Origin of the sequence: Stenotrophomonas panacihumi, assembly GCF_001431645.1 — a bacterium.
GTDB classification, from domain to species: domain Bacteria; phylum Pseudomonadota; class Gammaproteobacteria; order Xanthomonadales; family Xanthomonadaceae; genus Stenotrophomonas_A; species Stenotrophomonas_A panacihumi.
Genome location: NZ_LLXU01000050.1, coordinates 1 through 13,542, shown reverse-complemented (window position 1 = coordinate 13,542; position 13,542 = coordinate 1). Strand labels below are relative to the sequence as shown.

Genomic DNA, 13,542 nt, shown 5'->3' with positions numbered 1-13,542 from the left:
CAAGCTAACGATCCCGCCGCCAGGCGACATCCTGCACCGCACCATCAAAAGCCGCATCCCCGGCCTGGGCCGGGGATGCGGGGTCACTCACGTCAGAACTTGTAGCGAACGCCCAGCATCACCTGCCGGCCGAACTCGCTGTACTGCAGCGGCAGCTTCCATTCCGAGCCGACCCACTCGTCGGAGGCCTCGTTGGTCAGGTTGATGCCTTCCAGGGTGAACTGCAGGTGGTCGTCGACCTTGTAGCTCAACGAGGCATCCACCGTGTTCACCGCGGTCATGCCGTGCACGTCGAAGCCCGCTTCCGTCGCCGGCACCTGGGTCAGGTAGTCGTCGCGGTGGGTGTACGAGACGCGGCCGCTGATCTTCTCGCCTTCATAGAACAGCGTGCCGTTGTACGAGTTCTTCGACAAGCCGGTCAGGTCGGTTTCCAGCGAGTTGGCACCGGTGGTGGTCAGGTACTGGATCTTCGAATCGACGTAGGTGTAGTTCACCTGCACGCCGAAGTTCGACCACTTGCCCGGCAGGAAGCTGAAGGGCTGCGTGTAGTTGAACTCGGCACCCTTCAGGTCGCCGCCGGGGGTGTTGAGCGGCACGCTGAAGGTGAAGTCGTCGGTGGCCGCCGCGCCGGTGCCCTCGAGCAGGCTCACCGGCAGGCCGCTGGCCGAGTACGGCATCACGGTGCGGGCGGTCTGCACGAAGCTCTCGATGTCCTTGTAGAACAGCGCCAGGCCGAGCATCGAGCCTTCGTCGAAGTACCACTCGAAGCCCAGGTCGGCGGTCTTGGCGCGGATCGGGTTGAGGTTCGGATTGCCGCCGCTGACGGTGCGCGCACCGCCGGAGACGTTGACCGTCACGCCCGGGGTCAGGCTGCCCAGGCCCGGACGCGACATCACCTTCGCCGCGCCGAAGCGGATCAGGAAGTCCGGGGTGATGTTGGCGACCAGGTTCATCGACGGCAGGAAGTCGTTGTACTCGCGATCCACCGTGGTGTTCACCAGCGCCGAGCCGATCGTCGCGTAGCCGGTCGAGGACTGCTTGGTCTTGACGTAGCGCCCGCCGATGTTGCCGCTGAAGGGCACGTTGCCGATGTCGAAGCCGAAGTCGCCCATCAGCCAGAAGCCGGTGTCCTTCTCTTCCACGCTGCGGGTGTTCACCGCACGCTCGGCCAGGGCGAAGGTGCCGCTGTTGCTGTAGATGTCCAGCGCGTCGGCGATGGCGTCCAGGTTCGGGATCACCCAGGTGCCCGGGTTGCCGGTGATGCCGCCGAGGCTGGCCAGCTCGGTGTACTCGACCGGCACGATCTTGTTGCCGGTGGAGAAGTTCGGCACCGACACTTCCGACGCACGGCGCAGCTCTCGGGTCTTGAAGGTGTAGTCCTTGTACTGCACGCCGCCCTTCAGGGTGAAGGCCGAGGCCATGTTCCAGGTGAAGTCGAGGTCGGCGATGTCGTAGTCGTTGTCGACGTACTGCGGACGCAGGCGGATTTCGGCCAGCGTCCAGCCGGTGCCGTCGGTCGGGTCGATGCCATAGTCGAACACCGGCGAGCGGCTGTTGCCCCGGTAGTCGTAGCTGTAGCCGTCGACGTTGAGCTTGTCCATGATGATCGTGGTCTGGATCGGGTTCTCGTGCTTGGAGCTCGAGGTGCCGACCTGGCCGTTGATCTTGAAGATGTCGCTGAAGCGATGCTCACCGGCGAGCGAGAGCTGCTTGAAGGTGGTGTTCCACTCGTCGTAGCGGTGCTCGGTGCGGATATCGACGTTGTCGAACTGGCCGTACAGCAGCGCGCCGGTGTTCGGGTCGATGTAACCGTCGTTGACGATCATCTCCGGCTTGCCGCCCTGCGAGGCGCCGCGCGAGAAGGAGATCGCCTCGATGTACTTCTCGGTGCGCTTGGCATCGATCTTGGAGTACATGCCGTCGAGGGTGAACTCGGTGTTGTCGCCCGGCTTCCACTGCAGCGAGCCGGTGAGGCCGGTGCGCTTCTGCTCGTGTTCCATCAGCGTGTAGCGCGGGAAGCGCGGGCTCCACACGGTGGCGCTGCGGGCTTCCTGGAACGGCGAGGCCGGGTTGAAGCCGTTGTTGGCGGTGCCGCCGGCCCAGCGGCCGGAGTTGCTGCCTTCTTCCAGCAGCTGGCGCTCGGAATAGGCGAAGGAGAACAGCGCGCCGAACGTGCCATCGGCCCAGGTATTGGCGATCAGGCCGGCGACGCGCGGGTCGGCCTTCTCGGCCATGTCGTTGTAGGCGGCTTGCGCGCTGCCGGCCATGGTGAAGCCGTCATAGTCGAACGGATGCGCGGTGCGCAGGTCGACGGTCGCGCCGAGCGAGCCTTCTTCCACGTCGGCCGAGGCGGTCTTGCGCACGATCAGCTGGGTGAACAGGTCCGAGGCGAAGACGTTGAAGTCGAAGCCACGCGAACGGTTCGAGCCGCCGGACTGGTCCGAGCCGCCGACGGTGGTCAGCGCCTCCATGCCGTTGATGCGCACGCGGGTGAAATCCGGGCCCAGGCCACGCACCGAGATGTTGCGGCCTTCGCCGGCGTCGCGGGTGATGACCACGCCCGGGATGCGCTGCAGCGATTCGGCCAGGTTGGTGTCCGGGAAGTTGGCGATATCCTCGGCCACGATGGCGTCGACCATGCCGGTCTCGCCGCGCTTGATGTCCAGCGCCTTCTCAACCGAGGCGCGGTAGCCGGTGACGGTCACGGTATCCAGGTCGACGGCGCCCTGGGCCTGCTCGGCACCGATCGCCTCCTGCGCCTGGTGGCCGGTCGGATCCGGCTGTTCGGCGGACTGGGCGAACGCGTTGCCCGCCTGCAGGGCGAGGCCGATCGAAAGCGCGAGCAAGGTAACCGGTGTCTTCCGGCTCGAAATACGAGATTGCATGTCCTCCCCTCCCAAGGGTCCATGAACTACGTGGTCTTTCTGCGTTGTGTTCCAGCGCATGACACCGCTGGTCAAAAAGACGTTAGCAGCTGTTTCACAGCGTCACATCTTGCAGCGCAGCAAGGTTTGCGACGTTTCCGTAGTCAATACGGGCAGGTTCTGGCGCATTGTTGCGCCAACGGTGCTCAAAGCCGCCCCAACCGTGACGCTGGCACCCGATTTCGCCGACCCCCTAGAATGACACCGATGGTCAGTTTCACACTGGACCCCGTTGCCCCATCCGCCCCAAGGAAAGCCGTATGCGCCGTACCCGCGTGGTCTGTTTCGGAGAACTGTTGTTGCGCCTGGGCGCCCCGGGCCGGGAGCTGCTGCTGCAGTCGCCCCGGCTGGACGTGCACATCGGCGGCGCGGAAGCCAATGTCGCGGTGTCGCTGGCGCACTTCGGACACGAGGTGGCCATGCTCGGCACGGTGGCCGATAACCCGCTGGGGGCCGCGGCCACCGGCGAACTGCGCCGGCACGGCGTGGACACCGCCGGCGTGCGCGCGGTGCCCGGCCGCATGGGCCTGTACTTCCTCACGACCGGCGCGGGCCATCGCGCCAGCGAAGTCGTCTACGACCGCGCAGATTCGGCCTTCGCGCTGGCCACGCCGCACGATTACGACTGGAACGCGCTGCTCGCCGGCGCCGATTGGCTGCACCTGTCCGGCGTGAGCCCCGCGCTCGGCCCGGACGCGGCGCAGGCCACGATCGACGCGGCGCGGCGCGCGCGCGAACTCGGCGTGCGCGTCTCCTTCGACGGCAATTTCCGCCCGAAGCTGTGGCAGCGCTGGCAGGGCGACGCCGCCGGCGTGTTGCGCGAGCTGTTCGCCTGCGCGGACATCGTGTTTGCCGACTATCGCGACATCGGCGTGGTGCTCGGCGGCGAGTTCCCCCAGGAAGACGTGCGCGAGCGCGTGCGCGCCGCGGCGGCGATGGCGTTCGAGGCGTTCCCGCAGCTGCGCTGGATGGCGTGCACGCAGCGCGCCACGCTCAGCGTGGACCACCACAGCCTGGGCGCGATGCTGCTGGGCCGCGATGGCACCGAGGCGCTGGCGCCGGCCGAATCGGTGACGGGGATCGTCGATCGCATCGGCGGCGGCGATGCATTCGCCGCGGGCGTGCTGCACGGCCTGATCGACGGGCAAGGCGCGGAGGCGGCGGTGCGCTTCGGGCTGGCCGCGGCGTGCTTGAAGCACACGATCCCCGGCGACTTCAATCCGGTGTCGGTGGCCGAGGTGGAGGCGCTGATCGGCGAGGGGCGGTTCGACGTGCGGCGCTGAGCGCAGCCGCTCAGATCACCCGCAGCGTGATCGCCTTCAATACCGCGCGCGTGCGGTCGCGCGTGCCGAGCTTGTCGAGGATGTTGGACACGTAGTTCTTCACCGTGCCCTCGGCCAGGAACAGCGTGCGCGCGATTTCCTTGTTCGAGTAGCCACCGGCCAGCAGCCGCAGGATCGCCACCTCGCGCTCGCCGAAGGTGTCGGTGGGCGGCGCTTCGTCGCGATAGCGGTAGCGCGCGCGCACCGGGTCGGTGCTCACCGGCTGCAGCAACGTCTCGCCTGCCGCCACCCGCGCGATGGCCTCGCGCAGGTCTTCCGGCGCGGCGTCCTTGAGCAGGAAGCCCTGCGCGCCGGCTTCGCGCGCCCGCAGCAGCAGGTCGGCATCGTCGAAGGTGGTCAGCAGCAGCACCGGTACCTCGTCGCCGCGCGCGCGCAGGGCGCGCAGGGCCTCGATGCCATCCAGCCCGGGCATGCGGATATCGCTCAGCACCACGTCCACGCTGCCGGGCTGCAGCTGGTCGAGCAGCGACTGGCCGTCGTCGGCCTCGATCGCCACGACCAGCCCCTGGTCCTGCAGCAACGCGCGCAGGCCCGCGCGCACGAGGATCTGGTCGTCGGCCAAGGCGAGGCGAAGCGGCGGAGAAGTCATGTCGGCAGTTTCGCACTCAGGCGCAGTCCGCCGCGAGTGCCACGCCCCAGTTCCAGTTGGCCTTGCAGCGCGGCCACCCGCTCGCGCATGCCGGCGATGCCGTTGCCCTCGCACAGGCGGGCCGGCGCGGCGCCGTCGTCCTCGATGTCCACGCAGAGCATGTCGTCGCGTTGCGAAAGATGCAGGCGCACGTGGTCGGCATCGGCGTGGCGCGCGGCATTGGTGAGCGATTCCTGCGCCAGCCGCAGCACGGTCTCGGCCACGTGGGTATCGCGGATGCGCACCTGCGGATCGATGTGCACGGCCAGGGCCGGGCGCGGGAACGGCGCGGCCAGGGCGCGCAACGCGGTTTCCAGGTTCATGCCGGGGTCGTCGCGCATCGAGCGCACGACGTTGCGGATGTCGCCCAGCAGTTCGGCCGAGAGCTGTTCGGCCAGCGCCAGTTCGGCATGCCCGGCCAACGCGGGGTCGGCGGCGAGCCGGCGCAGGTTGAGGCGCATGGCGGTCAGCTTGTGGCCGGCCACGTCGTGCAGTTCGCGCGACAGCCGCAGGCGCTCGGCGTCGCGGGCGCTGTCGGCCAACAGGGCACGGGTGGCGAGCAGGTCGGCATTGACGTGCATCAGCGCGTCACGCGTGCGACCGGCTTCCATCGCGTAGTAGGTGGTCAGCGCGGCGAAGGCCTGGAAACCGCCGTACAGCGAGACGACCAGCCACGGCTTGAAGTCGTCCAGCCGCAGGAGCATCAGGTACATCGCGATGTCCATCGCCAGCGCCAGGCCCCACACCGCCAGGCGCGGCCAGCGGCGCGCGGCCATCGCCACCACGATCACCGTCAGCACGGGCGCAGTGCCGGTGCGGATCTCCATCCACACCAGCACCATCGCGATGCACGCCTGCACGAGCAGCAGTGCATGGTCCACGCGCCGCGGCACGTCGCCCTGCACGATGAAGCCCAGCACGAAGGCGCCCCAGGCGATCCAGCGCCAGGGCCCGTACGGCGATTCGGTCAGGGTGAACGACAGCGCGATGGCGCCCAGCGTCAGCAGGCCGGCCAGGCTGAGGGGCTTGAGCAGTTCGCGCAGGAAGGCGGGCATGGGGCGATGCTGGCAGCCCGCGCCACGCCGCGGCAATGGGGCGGCCCGAGAAAGTGACTTCCGGCAGGTCGCTTCGATGACCACCGGCTCCTGACGGGCACGCGCGCCGCGCGGAGACTGGCCACATCCCCAGAGGAGGCCGTCCCATGATCGCCATCACCGCCCACGCCGCGCCCGTGCAGCCGCAGCTGCTGTTCCTCGCCCTCAACCTGGCCTGGGCCGCGAATGAAATCTGGCTGGGCCTGCGCCGCCGCGCCGCCGATGGCGGTGGCCGCGACGCCGGCACGCTCGGCCTGCTGTGGCGCCTGCTGATGCTGGGCATCGCCGCCGCCGTGGCCGTCACGATCTCCGGCCACGGCCACCTGCCCGCCGAATGGCAGGCGCCGATGCGCTGGGCCGGCTGCGCGCTGATCGGCGGCGGGCTGGCACTGCGCATGTGGTCGATCCACGTGCTCGCACGCTTCTTCACCGTGGATGTCAGCGTGCAGCAGGGCCACGAACTCGTCCGCCACGGGCCCTACCGCTGGGTGCGCCACCCTTCCTACACCGGCGCGCTGCTGTGCTTCCTGGGCCTGGGCGTCGGCCTGGCCAACGTGTTCGCGCTGCCGCTGCTGTGCGTGCCGGTGTACTGGGCTTTCCGCCGCCGTATCCAGGTCGAGGAAGCGGCCCTGCGCGAGGCCTTCCCGCAGGCCTATCCGGCCTACGCCGCGCAGACGGGCCGCCTGCTGCCGACGCGATTGGTCTGACCAGATATCCCGATCGAAACACCGCGTTTGCTTGATCTCGTGCGGCCTGGGGCGCCTAATGTCGCCCCATGGCTGCCTCAACTACAGAACCGGTCAGACCAGATGCAGCAGAGGCCGACCGGCTCTCCGACCGCACCGCGGCGCAGCTGCGCCGCCTGATCGCCGAACGCGACCTGCAACCCGGCCAGCGCCTGCCGGCCGAGCGCGCCCTGAGCCTTGAACTGGGGGTCTCGCGCAGCGTCGTGCGCGAGGCGATCCAGCAGCTGGCCAGCCTCGGCCTGCTGGCCACGCGGGCCGGGGGCGGCACTTACGTGCAGGCACCTTCCGGCGCGACGGCTTCGGTCGTCGAACCGCTCTTCGACGCCGGCACGGTGCTGCAAGCCGACCCGGCCTATCGCTTCGACGTGCTGGAAACCCGCCACGCCCTCGAAGGCGCCACCGCCTGGCACGCGGCCCTGCGCGCCACCGACGAGGACCGCGCCCGCATCGGCGCCGCGTTCGATGCGATGACCGATGCGCATGCGCGCGAGGACGCCGCCGCCGAAGCGCAGGCGGACGCACGCTTCCACCTGGCCATCGCCGAGGCCTCGCACAACCTCGTGCTGGTGCAGGTGATGCGCGGGCTGTTCACCCTCCTGCAGACCAACATCTCGCAGAGCCGCCAGGCGCTGTATCGCGACCCGCGCACCGGCCCGGCGCTGGCCCGGCAGCACCAGGCACTGCGCGACGCCATCCTCGCCGGCGACGCGCCCGCCGCGCGCGATGCCGCCGAACGCCATCTCGCCTTCGTCCACGACGCGCTGCGCGCGCTCGAAGACAACGCCGCGCGACGCGACCGCGCCTCGCGCCTCCCCTCCCCTGCCCTTCGCACTCCATGATCATTTCCGCCTCCACCGATTACCGCGCCGCGGCGCAGTCACGCCTGCCGCCTTTCCTGTTCCATTACATCGACGGCGGCGCGTACGCCGAACGCACGCTGCGTCGCAACGTGGAAGACCTCGCCGACATCGCCCTGCGCCAGCGCGTACTGCAGGACATGAGCGGCGTGAGCCTGGAGACCGAGCTGTTCGGCGAGCGCCTCGCGCTGCCGGTGGCGCTGGCGCCGGTCGGCCTGACCGGCATGTATGCCCGCCGCGGCGAGGTCCAGGCCGCCCGGGCCGCGGCGCGCAAGGGCGTGCCGTTCACGCTTTCCACGGTGTCGGTGTGCCCGATCGAGGAAGTCGCGCCCGCCATCGAGCGGCCGATGTGGTTCCAGCTCTACGTGCTGCGCGACCGCGGTTTCATGCGCAATGCGCTGGAACGCGCGCGCGCGGCCGGCGTCACCACGCTGGTGTTCACCGTCGACATGCCCACGCCGGGCGCGCGCTACCGCGACGCGCACTCGGGCATGAGCGGGCCGAATGCGTCGCTGCGGCGCATGCTGCAGGCCGTCACCCATCCGCGCTGGGCATGGGACGTGGGCCTGCGCGGCCGTCCGCACGACCTCGGCAACATCTCCACCTATCGCGGCCATCCCACCGGGCTGGCCGATTACATCGGCTGGCTCGGCAGCAACTTCGACCATTCGATCTCGTGGAAGGACCTGGCGTGGATCCGCGAGTTCTGGCAGGGCCCGATGGTCATCAAGGGCATCCTCGACGCGGACGACGCGCGCGAAGCGGTGCGCTTCGGCGCGGACGGCATCGTCGTCTCCAACCATGGCGGGCGGCAGCTCGACGGCGTACCGTCCACGGCACGCGCCCTGCCGGCCATCGCCGATGCGGTGCAGGGCGATCTGCGCATCCTGGCCGACTCGGGTATCCGCAACGGGCTGGATGTCGTGCGTATGCTGGCACTGGGCGCCGATGGCGTGCTGCTGGGCCGCGCGTTCGTCTACGCGCTGGCCGCGGCGGGCGAAGCCGGCGTGGCGAACCTGCTGGACCTGATCGAGAAGGAGATGCGCGTGGCGATGATCCTCACCGGTGCCAAGTCGATTGCCGACATCAACCGCCAGCTGCTGGTGCGGGACGCCTGAGATGGACGGCGCAGCTTCCGCGCATGACGTCCTGGCGCGGCTGCGCGCCATCGCCGGCGCCGCCCACGTAGTGACTGGCGAGCGCGCCACGCGCCGCTATCGCAAGGGCTACCGCTTCGGCGATGGCCCGGTGCTGGCGGTGGTGCGGCCGGGCAGCCTGGTGGAGATGTGGCAGGTGCTGCAGGCCTGCGTGACGGCGCGCTGCATCGTGATCCTGCAGGCGGCCAACACCGGCCTGACCGGCGGCTCCACGCCCGATGGCGACGGCTACGACCGCCCGGTGGTGATGATCAGCACGCAGCGGCTGCGCGGCATCCGGCTGATCCGCGACGGCCGCCAGGTGGTATGCCTGCCGGGCGCGACGCTGGACCAGCTCGAACAGGCGCTCGCGCCGCTGCATCGCGAACCTCACTCGGTGATCGGGTCGTCGTGCATCGGTGCCTCGGTCATGGGCGGCGTATGCAACAACTCCGGCGGCGCACTGGTACGGCGCGGGCCGGCGTATACGGAACTGGCGCTCTACGCGCAGTTGGGCGAAGACGGCCAGCTGCAGCTGGTGAACCACCTCGGCATCGCGCTGGGCGAGGCGCCGGAGGAGATCCTGCGCCGGCTGGACGCGGGTGAGTACGTCGAGCGCGACATCGTCGACGACCCCACGCGCGCGGCCTCGGACGCGCACTACGGCCAGCATGTGCGCGAGGTGGACGCCACTACCCCGGCGCGCTTCAACGCCGACCCGGTGCGGCTGTTCGAAGCCTCGGGTTCGGCCGGCAGGCTGGCGGTGTTCGCGGTGCGACTCGATACGTTCCCGCGCGAGGACAGCACGGTGTTCTACCTGGGCACCAACGCGCCGGACGACCTCACCGCGGTACGCCGCTACCTGCTCACGCAGTTCGACACCCTGCCCATCGCCGGCGAGTACCTGCACCGCGACGCGTTCGATATCGGCGAGAAGTACGGCAAGGACAGCTTCCTGCTGATCGAGCACCTCGGCACCGCGCGCGTGCCGAAGGCGTTCGCGCTGAAGAGCCGCGTCGATGGCTGGTGCGAGGCGATCGGCCTGCCGGGCGCGGCGGACCGGCTGATCCAGGCCGTGATGGGGCTGCTGCCTCGCCACCTGCCCCAGCGCATGTACGACTTCCGCGACCGCTACGAACACCACCTGCTGTTGCGCGTGGGCCGCGCGGAAGTGCCGCAGGTCGAACTGTTCCTCAAGCAGCATTTCAATGCCAGCACGAGCGGCAGCTTCTTCCGCTGCGACGAGGACGAGGCGCGCAAGGCCTTCCTGCATCGCTTCGCGGTGGCCGGCGCGGCCGTGCGGTATCGGCAGGCGCATCGCGACACGGTGGAAGACATCGTCGCGCTGGACGTGGCGCTGCGCCGCAACGATGCGCAGTGGGTGGAAGCGCTGCCGGCGGACATCGAGGCGACGCTGCTGCACAAGCTCTACTACGGCCACTTCCTGTGCCACGTGTTCCACCAGGACTACATCGTGCGCAAGGGCCACGACCCGCTGGCAATCGAGCATGCGATGTGGGCCGGGCTGGACCGGCGTGGCGCCGAGTATCCGGCCGAACACAACGTCGGCCACCTGTATCGCGCCAAGCCGGCGCTGGAAGCGCATTACCGCCAGCTGGACCCGTGCAACGCGTTCAACCCGGGCATCGGGCAAACCAACCGGCGCGAAGGCTGGGCCGAACCGCCGGCGTGAGGCCGGCGGGGTGAATCAACTGCGTCGCTTGCGCGGCGCGGCGCGGCGCCCCGGACTCGACGGCGTGGCCGTGGCCGGCGTGCGCGCCTGGTAGAGGCGTTCCAGCCAGCACAGGTGGTCGGCATAGGCGAGGAAATGGCGCAGGTATTCCGGGCTGCTCGCGCGCATGTGCGCCATCGCGCGGTGCACGAGCACGCCGGAGTTGAGCGGGCCGGCGTCTTCCGGTTGCGGCGCCAGCGACTGGCGCAGGCGGCGCTCGCCCAGCAGCTCGCCCCATAGTTGGCGGAACTCGTTCAACGCGGGCAGCTGCGGCAGGCCTTCGGCATCGTCGGTGCCCTGTGCGCGGCGCGCGGCGGCCATGCGACCGAGCAAGGGCGCGAGCGGTCCACCGACGGAGGCGTGGGCGCGTGCGTCGCCCGTGCGGGAATCGGCCTGCGCGAGATCCGATGCATACGCGTCCATCAGCACCGCGACGCGCGCCTGCAGCGCGTCACGCGCCACGCCCTCGTGCCGCGACACGCGCAAGGCCATCGCTTCGATGAAGCGGAAGCGCGGCGGGTCGAAGCCATCCGCGCCCACTTCGCGCCATTGCGCCAGCCGCGCCTGCGTCGCGTCGTGCTCAGTGTGCACGCGGGGCCGCCGTCGGTTTGCCTTGCCGCGGCACCGGCGCCAGCTCCACGCGGCGATTGCGCGCGCGGCCTTCCTCGCTGGTATTGGAATCCACCGGCTGCTGCGCGCCGAACGCGGCGGCGAACACGGAAGACGCCGGCACGCCCTCGTCGATCAGCGCACGCGTCACCGTCAGCGCGCGCTCGGCCGACAGCGCCCAGTTGTCGGCGAAGCGGCGGTTGCCCTCGTGCACCTGGCCATCGTCGGTGAAGCCGCTGACCATCAGGATCTCGTCGCGCCCCTGCAGGTAGGTCTTCAGCGGCGCCGCCAGGCTGCGCAGTACCTCGCGTCCCTCCGGCTGCAGCTGGTCGGAATTCAGCGCGAACAGCACGTTGCCGCGGATGCCGATGCGGCCATCGACGAACGTCACCCGGCCCGCCGCCAACGGCGCGGCCAACGCCTGCTCCAGCGCCTTGCGCTGCTGCGCCTCGTGCTGGCGCTGGCGCATTTCCTCGTCCAGCCGGCTGGAGAGCTGCTGCTGCACGGCGATCACGCCGACCAGGATCAGCACGAACGCCCCGAGCAGCACCGACATCAAGTCGCCGAAGGCCGCCCATACCGGGGCGGTGCCGCCCTCCTCGGCCTCGAACTCGACGCTCATGCCGCCGCCGCGCCGGTCGCCTGACGCAGCTCTTCCACGATCTGGCGCTGCGCCAGCATGCTCAGGTCCACCACTTCGCGCGCCTGCGCGACGTAATAGGCCAACTGTTCGTCACTGCGCGCCAGCGATTGCACCAGCGCCTGCTCGATGCCCTGCAGGCGTTCGGCCAGCGCTTCGTTGACCGCGGCGAACGACTGCAGCGTGCCACCGAAGGCATCGCCGAGGCTGGCCACTTCCGTCGCGCCCACGGCCAGCTGCGCGGCGGCGGCGTCCAGGCGCTCGCCTTCGGCTTCGACGCGTTCGGCGAAGCGGCTGCCGACGCGGTCGAGCAGGTCGGCAGAGGTGGCGACCAGCGCGTCGATGGCCGCGCGCTGTTCGGTGGAGGCGTGGTTGACCGCCGCCAGCAGCGTGTCGAGCGTGGCCAGCATCTGGCTGCGCTCGGCGAGCATGTCGTTGTCGCGCGCCATGCTTTCCGACAGCGTCTGCCGCAGGCCGGCGATGACTTCGGCGGCGGCCTGCGGCGCGGCCGCGGCGGTCTGCACCAGGCGCGCGACCTCCTCGATGGTCGCGCTGGCCTGCGCCTGCGTGGCCGTGGCCAACGCCTCGCCGGTGCGCTGCAGGGCGTCGCAGGCATCGCGCTGGCGCTGCGCGGCTTCCGTGCCGGCCTGCAGCCAGTCTTCGCGCAAGGTGGTGCCGGCGGCGGTGAGCGTGTCGCGCCACTGGGCCAGGCGCTGTTCGTCGCGCGCGGCCAGTTCCGCCTGCAGCCGTGCATGCGATTCGCCCGCGCGATCCACCCACGCGTCGGCATGTCGCTGTAGCGCGTCGGCCGCGGCGGACAGCGCCTGCGATTGCGCGTCGGTGAGCGCGGTGTTCGCGGCTTCCTGGCGCGAGAGGGCCTGCGCCCACGCATCGTGCATGCCCTGCGTGGCGGTTTCCATCCGCGCGGACACGCCGTCGACCACGCCGGCACCGCGCTGCGCGAAGTCCTCGTTGAAGCGCGACAGCGCGCCATCGAGCGTCGTCGCCAGCGCGGCGTTGGCCTGCCGCTGTTCGTCGATGGCCTGCGTCCACGCCGAAGCGGCGGCGGTGCTGGAAGCGGTCAACCCCGCGGACAATGCATCGAAATGCTGCTGCGCCGCCTCCGCCACGCGCGCATGGGTGTTGGCCCCTTCGCGCGCCAGACCCGCCATCGTGGCGTCCACCACCGGCTGCAGGCCCGCCCCGATGGCCAGCGCGCCTTCGGCCACCGCGGTGCGCAGCGCGCGTTCCAGCGTGGCGGAGAGTTCGACCTGCGCGGCCTGTGCCTTGCGCTGGAAATCGGCCTGCTGCGCCTGCTGGCGCTCGCTGTCGGCCGCCGCGCGCTGCTCCAGGCTGCCGGCCATCGCCTGCAGCCGTTCGACCAGCACCGGCATCAGCGCGGCCTGCGCCTGCAGCAGCTGGAAAGTCTGGTGGCGCTCGTGCGCGCGCGAATGCACCTGCAGCGAGGTGGCGATGCTCGCATCGAGCTGTTCGACGGCCTGCACGCGCTCGCGGCGGCACAGCGCCGAGAGCAGCCCCAGCATCGCCGAGCTGGCGACACCGGCGATGGAGGTGCCGAACGCAAAGCCCAGGCCCTTCACCGGGGCGGCGAGCGAATCGCGGATCGACTGCAGGTCGGCGGCGCTTTCCAGCGCGAAGCCGGTACCGCGCAGCGTGGCCATCATGCCCAGCAGCGTGCCGAGCATGCCCAGCAGCACCAGCAGGCCGACCAGGTACGGCGTCATGCCGGGCGCGGGCAAGGGCACGCGCTCGCCTTCGATGCGCAGGCGCACCGGCACACGCAGCGAGGACGGCAGGCGCGCGAGCCATGCG

12 protein-coding genes are annotated in these 13,542 nt (G+C 70.2%); 6 read left to right on the top strand and 6 right to left on the bottom strand.

Features of this window, described 5'->3' with window-relative positions; genetic code table 11:
• Positions 1 to 92: 92 nt before the first annotated feature.
• Positions 93 to 2,885: a TonB-dependent receptor gene (locus ARC20_RS02570; RefSeq protein ID WP_057643857.1), complete on the bottom strand. Its 2,793-nt coding sequence runs from the start codon at positions 2,883 to 2,885 to the stop codon at positions 93 to 95.
• Positions 2,886 to 2,943: 58 nt separating this feature from the next.
• On the opposite strand from ARC20_RS02570, the gene ARC20_RS18730 reads away from it, so the two are divergent.
• Positions 2,944 to 3,126 (top strand): hypothetical protein, encoded by a 183-nt coding sequence (locus ARC20_RS18730; RefSeq protein ID WP_237642493.1) that lies wholly within the window; start codon positions 2,944 to 2,946, stop codon positions 3,124 to 3,126.
• A 58-nt stretch (positions 3,127 to 3,184) separates the two neighbouring features.
• Positions 3,185 to 4,207 (top strand): sugar kinase, encoded by a 1,023-nt coding sequence (locus ARC20_RS02565; protein WP_057643854.1) that lies wholly within the window; start codon positions 3,185 to 3,187, stop codon positions 4,205 to 4,207.
• Between the two features lie 10 nt (positions 4,208 to 4,217).
• Here ARC20_RS02565 and ARC20_RS02560 read toward each other — a convergent pair whose 3' ends face one another.
• Both ARC20_RS02560 and ARC20_RS02555 read right to left on the bottom strand, forming a co-directional pair.
• The gene (locus ARC20_RS02560) at positions 4,218 to 4,856 is read right to left on the bottom strand and encodes a response regulator (protein WP_057643850.1); all 639 of its coding nucleotides are present in this window, start codon (positions 4,854 to 4,856) and stop codon (positions 4,218 to 4,220) included.
• Positions 4,853 to 5,950 carry a sensor histidine kinase gene (locus ARC20_RS02555; protein WP_057643846.1) on the bottom strand — a complete coding sequence of 366 codons (1,098 nt, stop codon included), beginning with the start codon at positions 5,948 to 5,950 and terminating at the stop codon, positions 4,853 to 4,855. Before ARC20_RS02555 ends, ARC20_RS02560 begins: the two co-directional genes overlap by 4 nt.
• Before the next feature lie 176 nt (positions 5,951 to 6,126).
• Between ARC20_RS02555 and ARC20_RS02550 the strand changes: the two genes are divergently transcribed.
• The 4 genes from ARC20_RS02550 (at position 6,127) to dld (ending at position 10,421) form a co-directional block, all read left to right on the top strand.
• Positions 6,127 to 6,696, top strand: a complete 570-nt coding sequence (locus tag ARC20_RS02550) for a methyltransferase family protein (protein WP_425478451.1) — start codon at positions 6,127 to 6,129, stop codon at positions 6,694 to 6,696.
• Positions 6,697 to 6,764: 68 nt separating this feature from the next.
• Positions 6,765 to 7,574 (top strand): transcriptional regulator LldR, encoded by an 810-nt coding sequence (gene lldR, locus ARC20_RS02545; protein ID WP_057643840.1) that lies wholly within the window; start codon positions 6,765 to 6,767, stop codon positions 7,572 to 7,574.
• A complete protein-coding gene (gene lldD, locus ARC20_RS02540) occupies positions 7,571 to 8,710 on the top strand; it encodes an FMN-dependent L-lactate dehydrogenase LldD (RefSeq protein ID WP_057643837.1) in 1,140 nt (379 codons plus the stop codon). Before lldR ends, lldD begins: the two co-directional genes overlap by 4 nt.
• Position 8,711: 1 nt before the next feature.
• Entirely contained in the window at positions 8,712 to 10,421 is a 1,710-nt protein-coding gene (gene dld, locus ARC20_RS02535; protein WP_057643833.1) for a D-lactate dehydrogenase, read from the top strand.
• Positions 10,422 to 10,436: 15 nt separating this feature from the next.
• On the opposite strand, the gene ARC20_RS02530 is transcribed toward dld, so the two are convergent.
• The 3 genes from ARC20_RS02530 to ARC20_RS02520 form a co-directional block, all read right to left on the bottom strand.
• A complete protein-coding gene (locus ARC20_RS02530) occupies positions 10,437 to 11,051 on the bottom strand; it encodes a DUF2894 domain-containing protein (RefSeq protein WP_057643829.1) in 615 nt (204 codons plus the stop codon).
• Positions 11,041 to 11,691 (bottom strand): OmpA family protein, encoded by a 651-nt coding sequence (locus ARC20_RS02525; RefSeq protein WP_057643826.1) that lies wholly within the window; start codon positions 11,689 to 11,691, stop codon positions 11,041 to 11,043. Before ARC20_RS02525 ends, ARC20_RS02530 begins: the two co-directional genes overlap by 11 nt.
• A partial coding sequence (locus ARC20_RS02520; protein ID WP_057643824.1) for a DUF802 domain-containing protein occupies positions 11,688 to 13,542 on the bottom strand: 1,855 nt, incomplete at its 5' end. The genes ARC20_RS02520 and ARC20_RS02525, both read right to left, overlap by 4 nt.